This is a genomic window from Streptomyces sp. NC-S4, from assembly GCF_054353315.1.
In genome coordinates this window covers 7,509,299-7,525,389 of sequence record NZ_CM135937.1, presented here as the reverse complement: position 1 = coordinate 7,525,389, position 16,091 = coordinate 7,509,299, and the positions used below count along the sequence as shown (strand labels likewise).

The following is a 16,091-nucleotide window of genomic DNA, read 5'->3' as shown; positions in this document are numbered from 1 at the left end:
TGCCGTGCGAGCGGGACCTTAGGCCAGGGCCGGATGGCCCTCATACGCGGCCGCGCCCCAGATGGCTGCCCTGGACCCCGGGTCCACACGGTCTCGGCGGCCCGCCCGCAGAGGGGCCGCCGCCCTACGCGCGGTCAGAAGGAGGGAAGGGGCCGCGGCCCGGCATAGTAGGCCGCGCGCATGATGTCCTCCATGTCGTCCAGCATCGGCATGCGCGGGTTGGCCGGGGCGCATTGGTCCTCATAGGCGTTCAGTGCCTGCTGCGGCAGCGCGCCGATGAAGGCGGCCTCGTCAAGTCCCAGGGCGCGGAAGGACGGTTCGATGCCCACGGCGTCCCGCAGGCGTTCCACCGCGGCGGCGTACGAGGCCACGCCCTCGGCGGGGGTGGATGCGGGGAGCCCGAGGGCGCGGGCGATGTCCTGGAACCGCTCGGGCGCGCGGTAGCTCTCGTACTTGGGCCATCCCGTCAGCTTGCCGGGAACGGTGCCGTTGTAGCGGATCACGTGCGGCAGGAGGATCGCGTTGGTCCGCCCGTGGGCGATGTGGAAGGTGGCGCCCAGGGTGTGGGACATGGCGTGGACGATGCCGAGGAAGGCGTTGCCGAAGGCCATGCCGGCGATGGTGCCCGCGTTGTGCATCCTCTCCCGTGCCACGCTCCGCCGTGCCGACTCGCCGGTGACCGCCGCCTCGAGGTGGTCGAAGACCAGCCTGATGGCGTGCAGCGCCAGACCGTCGGTGAAGTCGTTGGCATAGACGGAGACGTACGCCTCGGTGGCATGGGTGAGGGCGTCGAAGCCGCTGTCGGCCGCGAGCGACGCCGGCAGGTCGTTGGTCAGGACGGGATCGATGATCGCGACGCTGGGGGTCAGGGCGTAGTCGGCCAGCGGGTACTTCTTGCCGGTCGTAGGGTCGGAGATCACGGCGAAGGGGGTGACCTCGGCGCCGGTTCCCGAGGTGGTGGGAACGCAGACGAGACGGGCCTGCTTGCCGAGCACGGGGAAGCGGAAGGCGCGCTTACGGATGTCGGAGAACTTCTGCCGCATGTCGGCGAAGTCGACGTCCGGCTGTTCGTACAGCAGCCACATCACCTTCGCCGCGTCCATGGGGGATCCGCCGCCCAGGGCGATGATGGTGTCCGGCCGGAAGTCGCGCATGAGGGCGGCGCCACGCTGTACGGAGTCGATGCTCGGCTCCGGCTCGACGTCGTCGATGACCTGGATGGTCACGGGTTGCTGCCGCTGTTGCAGGACACGGCTGACACGCTCCACGTAACCGAGCCTGGTCATGGTCGCGTCGGTGACCACGGTAACGCGGTGGACGTCGGGCATCGCCGCGAGGTAGCGGATGGCCTGGGGCTCGAAGTAGATCTTCGGCGGCACCTTGAACCACTGCATGTTGTTCTGCCGGGTGGTGACGCGCTTGATGTTGAGCAGCTGGGCGGCCGAGACGTTGTCCGAGACCGAAGTACTGCCCCAGGAACCGCAGCCCAGGGTCAGGGACGGAACCAAACGGTTGTAGATGCCGCCGATCGCTCCCTGCGAGGACGGCGAGTTGACGATGATCCGTACGGTCTTCATACGACGGCCGTAGCGCTCGGCGAGGGCCGGGTCCCCGGTGTGGATCACCGCGCTGTGTCCTTGCCCGTGGAAGTCGACCATGTCGGCCGCGAGATCGAAGCCCTCCTCGGTGGACGCTGCCCGCAGCACGGTGAGGACGGGGCAGAGCTTCTCCCGCGTCAGCGGCTCGTCGGGCCCGACGTGGCTCGCCTCGGCCAGGATGAGCGAGGTGTCCGCAGGTACGGTGAACCCGGCCTGCTCGGCGATCCGGTCGGGGCTCTGTCCGACGGCTGCCGGGTTGACGCGGCCCTGTCGGCCGGCCGCGTCGGGCGGAAAGAGGTAGGTCTCCAGCTTCCGCTTCTCCTCCGCCGTGGCGACGTACGCGTGCAGGCGCCGGAATTCGGCGAGCGCCTCGTCGTACACGTCGGTGTCCAGGATGACCGCCTGCTCGGACGCGCAGATCATGCCGTTGTCGAAGGACTTGGACAGGACGAGGTCGTTGACCGCCCGGCGCAGGTCCGCGCTGTGGTGCACGTAGGCGGGCACGTTGCCGGCGCCGACGCCGACGGCGGGCTTGCCGGCCGAGTAGGCGGCCTTGACCATGGCGTTGCCGCCGGTCGCCAGGATCAGCGCGACGCCTGGGTGTCGCATGAGGAGGCTCGTGGCCTCGATGGAGGGAGCCTCGATCCACTGCACGCAGTGCTCGGGCGCTCCGGCGGCGACGGCGGCGTCCCGCACGATGCGTGCGGCTTCGGTGCTGCATGCCTGCGCGGAGGGGTGGAAGGCGAATACGACGGGGTTGCGTGTCTTCAGCGCCAGCAACGCCTTGAAGATGGTGGTGGAGGTCGGGTTGGTGACGGGCGTGACCGCGCAGAGCACACCTACGGGTTCGGCGATCTCGATGATGCCCTCGATGTCGTCACGGCCGATGACGCCGACCGTCCTCGCCCGGGACATGCTGTGGGTGACGTGCTCGCAGGCGAACATGTTCTTCGCCGCCTTGTCCTCGAAGACACCTCGCCCGGTCTCCTCCACCGCCGAGCGGGCCAGGGCGGTGTGCTGATCCAGGGCGGCCACCGAGGCCTTGGCGACGATGTGGTCGACCTGCTCCTGCGTGAAGGACTCGAAGTCGGCGAGCGCCTTGGAGGCGTTGTCGACCAGGAGGTTCACGGCGATGAGCGTGTCCGACGGGGTGCCGTCGGTGGTGGTGCGGGGGTCGCTGGTCGCCTGTGTCATGGAAAGCTCCCTGGGTGTGGGTGGCGCTGTGGCCACACGTGGCCGGCCACCGGGGTGGCCACCCGTTCCGTCCTGTCACCTACAGCCTTGCCCGGGACGGGTCCTCGGCGGAGGTCCCGAAGGTCCCTGGACGGGGCCCGATGGTCTCCGGCACCTGTGGCAGCGCAGAGGCTTGCGCCACCACCGGGCCTTCCGTGCCTCTACGGCGTCCGCTGCCCGGGCTGCCGCCGACTCACCGGGCGTCGAGCAGCGTGGCGACGTACTGGGTCAGGTCGACGAGACGGTTGGTGTAGCCCCACTCGTTGTCGTACCAGCCGAAGACCTTGACCAGGTCGCCGTTGGCCTGCGTCAGCGGGGCGTCCACGATGCACGAGGCGGGGTCGCCGACGATGTCGCGCGAGACGATAGGGGCATCGCTCACCCTCAGGACGCCCTTCAGCGGTCCCTCGGCGGCTTCCCGGAAAGCGTCGTTGACGTCCTGTGCGGACACCTGCCGTGCCAGCACCAGGCTGAGGTCGGTCAGCGAGCCGTCCTCGACCGGCACGCGCACGGCGATGCCGTCCAGGGTGCCGGCGAGTTCGGGGAGCACCAGGCCGACGGCGCGGGCGGCGCCGGTGCTGGTCGGAATGATGTTCACTGCGGCCGTGCGGCCGCGGCGCAGGTCCTTGTGCGGGCCGTCGAGCACGACCTGGTCGTTGGTGTAGCCGTGGATGGTGGTCATCAGTCCCTTGACGATGCCGAAGCGCTCGCTGAGGACTTTCATCATGGGGGCCACGCAGTTGGTGGTGCAGGACGCGTTGGAGATCACGTGGTCGACGCGCGGGTCGTACGCGGACTCGTTGACGCCCATGACGATGGTGGCGTCGACGCCCTTGCCGGGGACGGACAGCAGCACCTTGCGTGCTCCTGCCGTCAGATGCCGGCCCGCTTCCTCCTTGGTGCGGAAGCGGCCGGTGGCCTCGATGACGACGTCCACGCCGAGCGCGTCCCACCCGAGGTCGGCGGGGTCGCGCCGGGACGTGACCGCGATGCGGTGACCGTCCACCGTAATGGATTCGCCGTCGTGATCAACGGTGCGGTGGAGTCGGCCGTAGGTGGAGTCGTAGGTGAGCAGATGGGCCAGCGCAGCCGGGGAGGTGAGGTCGTTGACGGCCACCACCTCGATGGGGGTGCCGTTGCTCGTCTCCGCGCGTTCCATGACGCAGCGCAGGTAGTTCCGGCCGATGCGTCCGAAGCCGTTGATTCCGATGCGTACGGTCATCTCCGCCGCCCCTTCCGTTGGGTGCCGATGCGAGTGGTGCCAGCCTGGGGGGCATGTCGCGCCGCGGGCAGGGGTCGAACGGGGTGCACGCCAGGGCCGTTGGGCCCTCTCCCCGGCGGGCCCTGCCCGGCCCGGCCTGTCACGGGCCGAACGGCCCGGCGTGCGGGTCCTGACCGGTTCTGTCCCCCCGGCCGTCCTCCGCCCCACTCTGGAAGCAACGGCAAGCACGAGGAGCAGACGAACCCGGGGCTTCCCGGCCCCCGGCGCGCTGAGCACAGCGGTCGGCGGGCAGTCAGAGACCGGGGCGCCATCGGCGGTATCCGGAAACCTGCGAGACGAGTGGAGATGAGCACCGTGGCCGAAGAACGGACGGTGGGCCAAGTCATGACCAGCGAGGTGGTCCAGGCCCGCCCGGACACCTCCTTCGAAGAACTGGCTCGCATGCTCATCGCCCATCGGATCGGCGGGCTGCCGGTGGTGGATGACGACGACAAGGTCATGGGCGTCGTCTCTCGGAAAGACCTTGCCAGGCAACAGGGCTGTCTCGGCCGGCACGGCTTCGGGCGGCATCGGATGGCGCACACACCACGGCGACCGGCCGACGCCCACTCCGTCGCGGGACCCGCCCTGGCGGCAGGCGAGCTGATGACCAGCCCGGCTGTAACCGTGCATCCCGAACAGCGCGTCGCCGACGCCGCGCGCATCATGGAACGTCGCCACGTCGACCGGTTGCCGGTGGTGGACGAGGAGGACCGTCTGATCGGCATCACCACGCGACGTGATCTGCTGCGCGCCTTCCTGAGGACGGACGAGGAGATCCTCGCGGACGTCGCCGATGCCGTCTCCGGCCGGGCGTCGGCCGCCCATCACATCGACGGGCTCCGCATCGACGTTCGCGACGGGATGGTCACCATGGTGGGATCATCCGAACCTGCCCTCGATACAACAGCGTTGATCAGGGTCACGTGGCGCGTGGACGGTGTGGTGGGTGTGGTGAACCGGCTGACAACCGGCCGCGAAAGCGATCACTGACAACAGGGCGGGACACCACGGGCTCTTCCGTCGGCCGAGCGGCGACGGTCACCGCGGCCGGTCGCGGCGACCCGGAGCCGCGGACCCGAGCTGTGCTGTCCGTCCGGCACGTCACGCGATATCAGCCCGGGGCTCGTCGACTCACCCGTCTCTGGGTCTGCAGGCCGAACGGCCTTGCCCGGCCGACCGGAAGTCCCGGTTTCTCGGGTGGTGTCGGTACCAGTGGCACCGTGGCGGGGTCCGGACGGCTCTGCCCGGGAGCGGCCGCCGGCAGACAGGCTGGAAGGGATCGAGGAGGAGTTCTCATGAGCGGTCTCAAGACCAGCCGGACAGCCGACGTCCAGGTCCGCAACCGAGGGCAGGTGCCCGATGGCGCGGACGTGTACGCCCAGGGAAAGATGCTCGCGGTGATCGGCCACGTGCGCGGACCCGTACTGACCGTGCGGGTGAAGCTCACGCAAGCCGTCAACACTTCGGCAAACCGCCCGGCCACGGCTCAGGCCGTGGTGGACGTCAACGGCCGGATGGTTCGCGCCCACGTGGCCGCGAACAGCATGTTCGAAGCGGTCGACCTCCTGCAGGAGCGCCTGGCTGCCCGGCTCACCCGGCCACGGCGGTATGCGGCGGGCGGCCCCCACCGCAACGGCACGCCCAGCCGGACATCGCGGGACGGCGCAGGGCACGACCACCGTCCGCACCGGCATGACGTTCCCGCCGAAGAGCGCCGGATCGTGCGGCACAAGTCCTTCAGCCTGGTCCACCAGACGCCTGAGGACGCCGTGATCGACCTGGAGGCCATGGACCACGACTTCTGGCTCTTCACGGACCTGGCCTCCGGGCGCGACAGCGTCGTCTACCGCGACGTCCGTACCGGGCGGCATCGCATGGCTTCGCTGGGACCTCTGGGTCAGGAACGGGAGGTCGACGGTCTGCTCGGCGTGAGCACGGTTCCCGTGCCGACGAGCAGTGTGACCGAGGCCGTTTCACGGTTGCACCTCACCGGGCTGCCCTTCGTCTTCTTCAACGACACGGCCACCGGCCGGGGCTGCGTCCTCTACCACCGCTACGACGGCCACTACGGGCTGATCACTCCGTCCCGGTAACACGTTCCGGGCGACGCCGCGCGCCCGGCCGCCGGTCCCCGGACCAGTGCCGCAAACCACCCGAAGACCCCTCACCCGGAGGAATCATGTCACGTACCGTCATCGCCGCTGTGGACGGCTCGGCCGAGTCGCTGGCCGCTGCGGACTGGGCCGCCCACGAGGCACAGATGCGCCGTCTGCCCCTGCACCTCCTGCACGTCTGGCAGGACTGGTCACGGGCCTTCGCCCACGCCCCGTTCACCGGCCTGGACACCACGCCCTGTGAGGGGGCGACCGCCGCACAGCACTACGCCGAGCAGGTCACCCACGACGCGTCCGACCGGCTGCGGGCGGCGTACCCCGGCCTGGAGATCACCGTCGAGCAGGTGCACGGCCGCCCCGCGGAGGTGTTGCTGTCCGCCGCAGAGAAGGCGGAAGTCCTGGTCGTGGGTTCACGAGGGCTGGGTGGCCTGGCCGGGTTCCTGACCGGATCGGTGTCCCTGCCCGTCATCGCGCACGCCGAGCGGCCGGTCGTCGCCGTACGGGCCGGGGAACGGGCCGAGTGTGAACCGCTCCCCGGGACGGGCGACCACGGGGACCGCAAGGGGCAGTGCCTTGACGTGGTGCTCGGCCTCGACCTCTCCAGGCCGTGCGACGAGCTGCTCGCGTACGCATTCGAAGCCGCCGCTGTCCGAGCGGCCACCCTGCGGGTCGTGCACGGCTGGAGCGTACCGGTGGTCGAGGGGTACGACCCTGCGGCGGCCGACCCCGGCCACGGCGTCGCGCTGGGACTGCGCGAGGCAAGTGCGCTCACCGACGTACTGCGGTCGTGGCGCGGCAAGTTCCCCCAGGTCGAGGTCAAGGAGCAGTGCCTGGTGGGACGGCCCGCGGGCCACCTCGTGGAAGCGTCGAAGGAAGCCTCGCTGCTGGTCGTCGGACGGCGCATACGCCGGGCGGCGGTCGGAGCACACATCGGCCCGGTCACCCACGCAGTGCTGCACCACGCCACGACGCCCGTGGCGGTCGTCCCTCATCTCTGATCGTCGCGAGCCTCACCGAGGACGGGTACACCCCGGCTGCCGTCCCCGACGGACGCCGTCGCCCTTGACACCAGGAGCCCTCGTCGCGCAGCTGCGCGACGAGGGCTCCTGGTGTGTTGCGACCGCAGTGGTCGGTGCCGGGTGGAAAAGACGGAAGCCGCCGCGGCGGGGGTGCGATGGGGCGGTCGGTCCGGGTCCGCAGGCAGGCCGGGAAGGACCGTTGCGATAGTCCCCGCGCGTCCCCACCACCTCGACCAAAGCGTCCGTGCAGGCCTTGCCCGCCCGCCTGCCGCCGACGCAACTCTCAGGCCTGCCAGCCCCGATGGGTGGCCGCCCGACGCCGCGAGCATATCCGCATCAGCAGCCGCAGCGAGACGGCCATCCGGTGGGGCGGGCGCCCCACCAGTGGCCCGTCGGCGCTGTCGCACTGCCGGTCCACAGCGAGGACGGGAATCGCGCCCGTGCAGTCGCTCCGATGGCCGGTAGTCGGGGCATGAGGCCCCACCTCCTTGAGCGGCCACGGACACCATGCCCCGCCGGAGCTCACGGTCGCGGCTCAGAGGAGCACCCCAGGCCCAGTTGGCGCCGTCCGGCGGAGCCCACAGGTCCGCCTCGTGCTGGGCACACAACGGTGGCCGGCTGGTCGGTGTCCCGACCAGCCGGCCACTTGCCTGCTCCGCAGCGATTCAGCGCACTGCCGCACCGAGTGTGAGGAATCCGGCGACGGCCACCAGCAGGGCACCCATCAGTGGGGCCATGAAGCGCAGGTACCGGTCGTAGCGGACCTTGGCAAGGGCGAGGCCTCCCATGACGACGGCCGAGGTGGGCGTAACGAGGTTCACCCATCCGGAAGCCGACTGGTACGCGGTCACCACCAGGGCCCGGCTCACTCCGGCGAAGTCGGCCAGGGGGGCGAGGATGGGCATTGCGAGGGCCGCGTGGCCGGACGAGGAGGGGACGAAGAAGGCCAGCGGGAGGTTCACCGCGAACATCAGTACGGCGAACACGCCGGAGGATGTGTCGGCCACCGCGCTCTGCAGGACGTCGAGGATGGTGTCGGTGACACTGGCGTTGTTCATGATCACCGTGACTCCCCGGGCCAGCATGACGATCAACGCCGCTCCGATGAAGTCCCCTGCGCCGGCGGTGACGGCGGTCACCGTTCCCTTCTCGCCCAGGCCGCCGACCAGCCCCACGGCGACCGCCGCGACGATGAACAGGGCGGCGAGTTCGGGGAAGTACCAGCCGAGGGTGGGCAGGAAGGTGACGTGCAGATCGGACCAGGGGACGACGGCGAAGATCATGAAGAGGAACGTGGTCGCGAAGAGGCACAGGACCGTGCGCTGGCGACTCGTGAGCTTCGCCGCTTCGCCACCCTCGGCCTTGATGCGGAGGTCGTCCTCGGTGAGGGGTGTCAGCGACCGGGAGGGGTCCTCGGTGACGCGGCGGGCGTAGCGCACGACATAAGCGGCTGCCAGGGCCGTCAGGCAGGCCCACATCACCAGTCGCAGGACGATGCCGTCTCCCGTGCCGATGCCGGCGCTGTCGGAAGCCACTCCGGTGGCAAAGGGGTTGACGGTCGAGGCGAGGGTGCCGACCCCGGCTCCCACCATGACGACCGTCGCGGCGACCATGCGGTCGTAGCCCAGGCTCAGCATCAGGGGGATCATGAGCCCGTAGAAGCCGAGGGTTTCCTCGGCCATCCCGTACGTGGTCCCGCCGAGGGAGAACACCGTCAGCAGGACCACGAGCAGCAGGGTCCTGCGGTGGTGCAGACGCTGCGCGAGGCGCGCCACTCCCGTCGTGAGCGCCCCGGTGCGCATCGTGACGGTGATGAACGCGCCCACGGCCAGGATGAAGAGGAACACGCCGGCCGCACCCGCGAAGGAGCCGGTGCCGCCAGGTGCGGTGAGGCCGGTCCCTGCATCGGTGACGCCGTACAGACCGTTGACCGGGGCGAGGAACAGGTCTTTGAGCCGCTCCCAGAATCCTGTGGTCAGTTCTACGGAGTGGTAGGTGCCCGGTACGGGGCTGCCGTCCTTGGTGTCGTAGCGGCCGGCGGGGATGACGAACGTCAGGGCCCAGACTGCGACGGTGACGACGAACAGGACGGTGAAGGCGGACGGGAACCGAAGCCGTCGCCGTGGGGCATCGGGCGCGCCGGAGTCCGCTCTGGCTCTGGCCGGCTGTGGGGATGCGGGTGCGCTCTGCAGAGTCATGTCAGGTCCTGTGTTCCGTCGTGGTGGGCTTCGCGGTAGCTGCCGCTGGGTGTGACGACGGTGCCGGCGGCTCCGTTGAGGATGGCTCGGGCGTCTTCGAGAGCGCCGATGGCTGCCATTCCGCCGGTGAGCTCGACGAACCGGCACACGGCGTCGACCTTGGGTCCCATGGATCCGGCGGGGAACTGGTGGGCTCTCAGGGCCGCGGGTGTGGTCCGTCCGACGGGCTCGGCGCCGGGGGTGCCGTAGCCGAGCGAGACGTGGGGAACGTCCGTGAGGAGCAGGAGCGCGTCGGCGTCGAGCGCCTCGGCCAGGAGGGCGGCGGTGAGGTCCTTGTCCACCACCGCTTCGACGCCGGTCAGCTGCCCCTGTTCGTCACGGATGACCGGTACGCCACCGCCTCCGGCGCACACGGCCACCGCTCCCGAGTTGAGCAGCAGCCGGATGAGCCGGGTTTCCACGACGCGTTGTGGACGGGGGGACGGTACGACGCGTCGCCAGTGGGCGCCGTCCTGCTTGACCGTCCAGCCGCGTTCGGCGGCCAGTCGCTCCGCTTCGGTCCGGTCGTAGACCGGGCCCACGAATTTGGCCGGGTCGGTGAAGGCGGGGTCGGCAGCGGAGACGAGGGTCTGGTTGAGCAGGGCGCAGACCTGCCGTTCGGGCAGGGCGTTCTGCAGGGACTGGAGCAGCCAGTAGCCGATCATGCCCTGGGTCTCCGCGCCGAGGACGTCGAAGGGGTAGGGGCTGCTCAGGGAGCGGTCGGCGGCGCTCTGGAGAGCGAGCACGCCGACCTGAGGTCCGTTGCCGTGGGTGATGACGAGTTCGTGCTCGTGCGCGAGGGGGGCGAGCGCGGACACGGCAGCGCGGATGTTGGCGAGCTGCACGGCGGCGTCCGGCCGCTCCTCGCGGCGGAGCAGGGCGTTGCCGCCCAATGCGACGACTACACGCATGACGTGTTCTCCGGAGGTCGAGGGGATGCCGGTTCAGTCGCCGAGGGTGGCGACGAGGACGGCCTTGATGGTGTGGAGCCGGTTCTCGGCCTGGTCGAACACGATGGAGTGCGAGGACTCGAACACCTCCTCGGTGACCTCCAGTGCGGTCATGCCGGTCCGCGCAGCGATCTTGGCGCCGACGGTGGTGTCGCTGTTGTGGAAGGCCGGAAGGCAGTGCATGAACTTGACCGCCGGGTTACCCGTCGCCTCCAGGGTCTTCGCTGTCACCTGGTACGGCTTGAGCAGGGCTATGCGCTCGTCCCACATCTCCGGCGGCTCTCCCATGGAGAGCCACACGTCGGTGTAGACGAAGTCGACGCCGGCCACGCCTTCGGTCACGTCCTCGGTCAGGGTGATGCGCGCACCGCTCACGGCCGCCGCCCGCCGCGCGTGGTCGACGACTTCGGAGGCGTTGTGCAGGGATCGCGGGCCGACCATGCGTACGTCCATGCCGAGCATCGCCGCGACGATCAGCAGGGAATTGCCGACGTTGTTCCTGGCGTCGCCCAGGTAGGCGAAGGACACCTGGTTCAGCGGTTTGTCGGTGTGCTCCCACATGGTGAGAACGTCGGCGAGCGACTGGGTGGGGTGCCACTGGTCCGTCAGGCCGTTCCAGACCGGAACGCCGGCGTGCTGCGCCAGCTCCTCCACCAGGCGCTGGTCGCTGCCCCGGTATTCGATCCCGTCGTAGTAGCGGCCGAGGACGCGCGCGGTGTCCTTGATGGACTCCTTGTGCCCGAGCTGGGATCCGGCCGGGTCGAGGTAGGTCACGTGCGCGCCCTGCTGGTGCGCGGCCACTTCGAAGGCGCATCGGGTCCTCGTCGACGTCTTCTCGAAGATGACGGCGATGTTCTTGCCGCGCAGCCGCTGCTCCTCGCGTCCCTCGCGGCGGGCCGTCTTGATGGAGGCGGAAAGTTCCAGCAGGTGGCGGAACTCCTCGGGAGTGAAGTCGAGTTCCTTGACGAACGGGCGCTGGTGCAGGTCGTCGTGCATGGCGGGCTCCTTGATGTGTACGGGGTGTGTGCGGCGGGCGGATGACGGGGACGCGGGGGCGCGGGAGGGGTGGTCAGGCGGCCTCGCGCTCGATGGGACAGGTCATGCATCGCGGGCCGCCACGGCCCCGGCCGAGTTCGCTGCCTCGAACGGTGATCACCTCGATGCCGCTCTTGCGCAGGTGGGTGTTGGTGGTCACGTTGCGCTCGTAGGCGACGACCACGCCGGGCTCCACGGCCAGCACGTTGCAGCCGTCGTCCCACTGCTCCCGCTCGGCGGACCGCAGGTCCTGGCTCGGGGTGAGGACGTTGATGGACGGCAGACCCAGCGCGTCGGCGATGGCCCGGTCCATGTCCTCGGGAGCGTGGTCGGTGACCCTCAGCCCCTCCCCGCCGACCCCCGGTTCGATCGTGGAGGAAGGCAGCATGCCGAGGCCGGCATATCGGGTGAAGGTGTCGCCGCTGACCATCGTCATGACCGTGTCGAGGTGCATGAAGCTGCGGCTCTTCGGCAGGCTGACGGCCACGACCCGCTGGGCGGAACCCGCCGCGAACATGCGCAGGGCGAGATTCTCCACGGCCTGAGGCGTGGTGCGCTCGCTCATGCCGACGAGCACCGCGCCGTTGCCGATGACCAGGACGTCGCCGCCCTCGATGGTGGCGGGATAAGCCGCCTGCCCGTCGGACCACCGGTGGAACTCCCCCTTCGCGAAGAGGGGGTGGTGCTGGTAGAGGGCTTCGAAGTGAACCGTTTCACGGCGGCGTGCCCGTTTGTTCATCGGGTTGACGCTCACGCCGTCGTACACCCAGCACGAGGTGTCGCGGGTGAACAGATGGTTGGGCAGCGGCGCGAGGAGGAAGTCGTCGGGCGCCATGGCGTGCAGTCGTACGCTCGGTATCGGGCCCGTGCGCTCGAGCAGTTCCGCCTTGGTGACGCCGCCGATGAGGCAGGCGGTCAGGGCGGCCGGCTCCAGGGAGTCGAAGTGCGTGCGGAGCCGGTCGGTGCCGAGGATGCCGAACTCGCGTTCGTCGAAGACCCGGTCCAGCACGAGCTGCCGCGCCTCGATGCCGTCCAACGTCTCGGTGAGCAGGTCGGCGAGGAGGTGCACGCGCACTCCGCGGTCCCGCAGGACATCGGCGAACGCGTCGTGCTCGTCGCGGGCGCGCTTGGCCCACAGCACGTCGTCGAAGAGGAGCTCGTCCTTGTTGGTGGGTGTGAGGCGTGTCATTTCGCGGTCGGGGCGGTGCAGGATGACCTGCTTCAGCCGGCCGGTCTCGGAGTCGACGTGAAACGTCATGGGGTCCCCCGGAGGTGAGACGGAAGGTGCGCTCGACGGGCGCCGAAATGGGATGTGCGCCCGGCCGGGCGTCCTCTGGGGGCGCCTCGGGGAGCACTTGAACTCTGTCACTTGCGCCCCCTCATGCCCGGCGGCAACAGTCCCTGGTGGCGGGCCGGTCGGCACTCTCCGGGAGGACCTGTTCGGTCGCTTCGCAGGGCCCTTCGGCCCTGCGCAGCGACGGTCGGAACCGAACGCGGCGGGGCCAACCCTCAGTCAGACGTCTGCGTGCGGTGCGACGGCCACGAGCGTCCGGCAGTGGCGCCGTGCGGCGTGCGTAACGGCGCCCAAGAACGCGCCGCCCACCAGTGACTGGCACGTACAGCAGCCGTCCTGCGCGACCGACCCCGCGTCCCGTGAATCGGTGACCAGGTCACGGGCCGGATGTCCGAGGCCGAACCGTGCGGCCTCCTTGGAGCCTGCCCCGCCGGAGTCGACTCGGCTTCGTGAAGGGGCAGTTCCCCATCGAAAGCACCCACGCCTGCAACTGGTCGACTGCAGGCGCTTCAAGGGTTCGGCGGACCTGCGTCGTCGCAACCGGAAGAAGCCCGGCTTCGAGGCCCGATCCTGAACACCCGCCTGCCGAACCCCTCTACGACGGCACAGACATCGAGAACACACCGAGGGGCTTCGCCCCCGTCGAAGTCGGCAGCGAGATCCGGTCTTCTTGCAGTTGAGTGACCATCCAGCCGCTTCGTCGTTGGGCCATGCGTGCAGGAGCTGGTACACGCTTGATCGTGCGGCCCTTGCCCGCTGCGTCGCGGCCCTCGAAGACGACCACGAGCCGGGTGCCCTCCGCGCGCACCCACTCCTGGAGTTTGATCAGCTCCGTCTGGAGCCGCAGCAGCTCGTCCTCGTAGACCGCCTTCTTCAGGCCCATGGCGCATCCTCCCCGTCGTCGTGCGGCGCTTCGGTCACGTCAGTCTCGGCTGGCATCCGCGCGCAACGATGCCCATCGGGCCCGGGCGTGTCGATACGCTGACCGTGGATCGGGCAACCGAGCGAGCCGTCGGAGGGGAAGCACGTGGGTGTGAGGGATCCGTTGACGCAGGTACCGCGGATGCGGCTGGACGAGCTGCTGGACGAGCTCCAAGCGCGCATCGACGAGGTGCGCGGTACCCGGGACCGGGTGCACAGCCTCCTGGAGGCCGTGGTTTCGGTGGGGCGGGAGCTTGATCTCGCCCAGGTACTGCGGCGGATCGTGGAGGCGGCCGCGCTGCTCGTCGACGCCGAGTACGGCGCTCTGGGAGTGATCGGCCCCGACGGCCGCACGCTTTCGCAGTTCCTGACCGTGGGGCTCACGGATGAGGAGATCGCCGAGATCGGTCCCTTGCCGGCGGGCCACGGCCTGCTCGGGGAGGTTATCCACCACCCGGAGCCACTGCGCCTGACCGATCTCGGCGCGCACTCCTCGTCCTACGGCTTTCCGGCCCACCACCCGCCCATGCGCACCTTCCTCGGTGTGCCGATCCGGGTCCGCGACGAGGTGTTCGGCAACCTCTATCTGACCGACAAGCGCGGCGGGATCGACTTCGACACCGAGGACGAGACGGTCATCTCCACCCTCTCGGTGGCGGCGGGTGTCGCGATCGACAACGCGCGGCTCTACGAGGGGTCGCAGCGCCAGCAGCGGTGGCTCAGGGCCAATGCGGAGATCACCGAGAGCCTCTTGTCGGGCAGTTCGCGCCCGGCGGTGCTGGAGCTCATCGCCCGCCGCGCACAGGAGATCACCGCGGCACGCCTCGCTGACATCGCCATGCCCGTGAGCGGTATCGACGGCCTGGTCGTGGAGTTCGCGGCCGACGCGGACGGAGCCGAGCGGCAAGGTCTCGTCGTCCCCTTCGCGGGCACGCTCGCAGGAGCGGCGCACCTGGCTGGCAAACCCGTCACAGCGGTGCAAGCCTGGGCCGACGAGCGCTATCCCGCTGAGTCCCAGGTTCAGGAAGGGTTGGGGCCCGCCGTGGCCGTCCCTTTGGGCACCGCGGGCGGCGAAAGCAGAGGTGTCCTGCTGCTCGCGCGCCCGGCGGGAGAGCCGGCGTTCGGCGAGGGCGAGCTGGAGCCGCTCGTCGCCTTCGCCGGTCAGGCCGCACTCGCCTTGGAGCTGGCGGAGCGGCGCCGGGACGCCGAGCAGATAGCACTGCTGGAGGAGCGCGACCGGATCGCCCGTGACCTGCACGACCTGGCGATCCAGCGTCTCTTCGCCACCGGCATGACCTTGCAGAGCGCTGCCCGGCTCGTCGAGCACGATGGGGCCGCCGAAAGGGTCGGCCGGGCGGTCGACGACCTGGACGAAACGATCAAGATCATCCGATCGACGATCTTCGGGCTGCGTACCAAGGACCGCGAGGGCGGCCCTGGTCTGCGGGCGCGCGCCGCCCGTGCCGTCGGCGACGCGGCCACCACCCTCGGCCATCCGCCGCGCCTGAGCATGGAGGGCCTGCTCGACACCGACGTACCTCCACAGATCGCCGACCACGTCATGGCTGTGCTGGGCGAGCTGCTCAGCAACGCCGCCCGCCACGCACAGGCGACCCGGGTCGGGGTGACCCTCAAGGCCGGCCAGGGCGAGATCGTACTGACCGTCTCGGACAACGGGACGGGTATTCCGGCTCAAGGCCGCAGAAGCGGCCTGCTCAACCTCGACGAGCGGGCGCGGAGCCTGGGCGGCTCCTTCAGTCACGAGACTCCGGATGACGGGGGTACAAGGCTCGTCTGGCGGGCACCCCTCCCCACCGGGGGCTGAGGACCGGGGCACGGCGTCAGCCCCGGGTCACAGGCACGGGCAGCGTCGGGTCCGCATCCAGCCGGAACCCGGTGACGAGATCCGGCCGGATCCGCAGGGCGCTGGTCATCCGGTGCGCCACCCATGGACGAAGCAAGTGCGCGTACCGGTCCATCTCGTCGGCATCTGCCACCACCCTCGCGTAACCAGTGACGACAACGCTCCAGCCGAGGTGCGTGACGGAATCGATGACGTCCGCTTCGTAAGCGACCACCACACCGGGAGCATCGGCGGGTGCCGCCAGGGAGGCCAATGCTCCGTCCTCATGTATCCGGACGATGATGGCCTCGTTCTCGACGAGATGGTTCACCGGGCGGACGGCGGGCAGCGCGTGCTGAGTGAAGACGATGCGCCCCAGGGACACCGTCGAGAGCAGCCGCAGGGCCTCGGCCCTGTCCAGCTCCCGCATGTAGCGGCGGGCTGTCGTGTCACCGACCTCTCGGGCCCGTAGCGGGTTGCCTTCGTGATCCATGCTGCTTACCTTCGTCCGGCCCCGATGGGCCCTTGCGGCTTCCGCGTCCCAGCCTTCACCGCGATCCACGGGAGAACCAGGGCCGAACGG

The 16,091-nt window shown here is 69.9% G+C and carries 11 protein-coding genes and 1 pseudogene; 4 read left to right on the top strand and 8 right to left on the bottom strand.

What is annotated here, in order from left to right; translation table 11 throughout:
* Positions 1-134: 134 nt before the first annotated feature.
* Positions 135-2,792: a bifunctional acetaldehyde-CoA/alcohol dehydrogenase gene (gene adhE, locus ACXNSR_RS33715; RefSeq protein ID WP_458639127.1), complete on the bottom strand. Its 2,658-nt coding sequence runs from the start codon at positions 2,790-2,792 to the stop codon at positions 135-137.
* Positions 2,793-3,024: 232 nt separating this feature from the next.
* A complete protein-coding gene (gene gap, locus ACXNSR_RS33710) occupies positions 3,025-4,053 on the bottom strand; it encodes a type I glyceraldehyde-3-phosphate dehydrogenase (protein ID WP_376075429.1) in 1,029 nt (342 codons plus the stop codon).
* Between the two features lie 345 nt (positions 4,054-4,398).
* Between gap and ACXNSR_RS33705 the strand changes: the two genes are divergently transcribed.
* From ACXNSR_RS33705 to ACXNSR_RS33695, 3 genes are all read left to right on the top strand, one after another.
* Positions 4,399-5,085, top strand: a complete 687-nt coding sequence (locus ACXNSR_RS33705) for a CBS domain-containing protein (protein WP_458639126.1) — start codon at positions 4,399-4,401, stop codon at positions 5,083-5,085.
* A 305-nt stretch (positions 5,086-5,390) separates the two neighbouring features.
* Positions 5,391-6,188, top strand: coding sequence for a sigma 54 modulation/S30EA ribosomal C-terminal domain-containing protein (locus ACXNSR_RS33700; protein WP_458639125.1), 798 nt, complete (start codon positions 5,391-5,393; stop codon positions 6,186-6,188).
* 86 nt (positions 6,189-6,274) lie between these two features.
* Positions 6,275-7,207, top strand: coding sequence for a universal stress protein (locus ACXNSR_RS33695; RefSeq protein ID WP_458639124.1), 933 nt, complete (start codon positions 6,275-6,277; stop codon positions 7,205-7,207).
* Between the two features lie 686 nt (positions 7,208-7,893).
* Here ACXNSR_RS33695 and ACXNSR_RS33690 read toward each other — a convergent pair.
* From ACXNSR_RS33690 to ACXNSR_RS33670, 5 genes and pseudogenes are all read right to left on the bottom strand, one after another.
* The gene (locus tag ACXNSR_RS33690; protein ID WP_458639123.1) at positions 7,894-9,426 is read right to left on the bottom strand and encodes a YfcC family protein; all 1,533 of its coding nucleotides are present in this window, start codon (positions 9,424-9,426) and stop codon (positions 7,894-7,896) included.
* Positions 9,423-10,376 carry a carbamate kinase gene (gene arcC, locus ACXNSR_RS33685; protein WP_458639122.1) on the bottom strand — a complete coding sequence of 318 codons (954 nt, stop codon included), beginning with the start codon at positions 10,374-10,376 and terminating at the stop codon, positions 9,423-9,425. The genes ACXNSR_RS33690 and arcC overlap by 4 nt, the downstream gene beginning before the upstream one ends.
* Before the next feature lie 33 nt (positions 10,377-10,409).
* Complete coding sequence (argF, locus tag ACXNSR_RS33680; RefSeq protein ID WP_386461497.1) at positions 10,410-11,411, bottom strand: ornithine carbamoyltransferase; 1,002 nt, start codon at positions 11,409-11,411, stop codon at positions 10,410-10,412.
* A gap of 73 nt (positions 11,412-11,484) precedes the next feature.
* Positions 11,485-12,708, bottom strand: coding sequence for an arginine deiminase (locus ACXNSR_RS33675; RefSeq protein ID WP_458639121.1), 1,224 nt, complete (start codon positions 12,706-12,708; stop codon positions 11,485-11,487).
* A gap of 742 nt (positions 12,709-13,450) precedes the next feature.
* A pseudogene (locus ACXNSR_RS33670) lies at positions 13,451-13,627 on the bottom strand (polyphosphate kinase 2); the annotation flags it as partial.
* 180 nt (positions 13,628-13,807) lie between these two features.
* Here ACXNSR_RS33670 and ACXNSR_RS33665 point away from each other — a divergent pair.
* Positions 13,808-15,490: a sensor histidine kinase gene (locus tag ACXNSR_RS33665; RefSeq protein WP_423834429.1), complete on the top strand. Its 1,683-nt coding sequence runs from the start codon at positions 13,808-13,810 to the stop codon at positions 15,488-15,490.
* Between the two features lie 16 nt (positions 15,491-15,506).
* Here ACXNSR_RS33665 and ACXNSR_RS33660 read toward each other — a convergent pair whose 3' ends face one another.
* A complete protein-coding gene (locus tag ACXNSR_RS33660) occupies positions 15,507-16,001 on the bottom strand; it encodes a pyridoxamine 5'-phosphate oxidase family protein (protein ID WP_458639120.1) in 495 nt (164 codons plus the stop codon).
* Between the last annotated feature and the right edge of the window lie 90 nt (positions 16,002-16,091).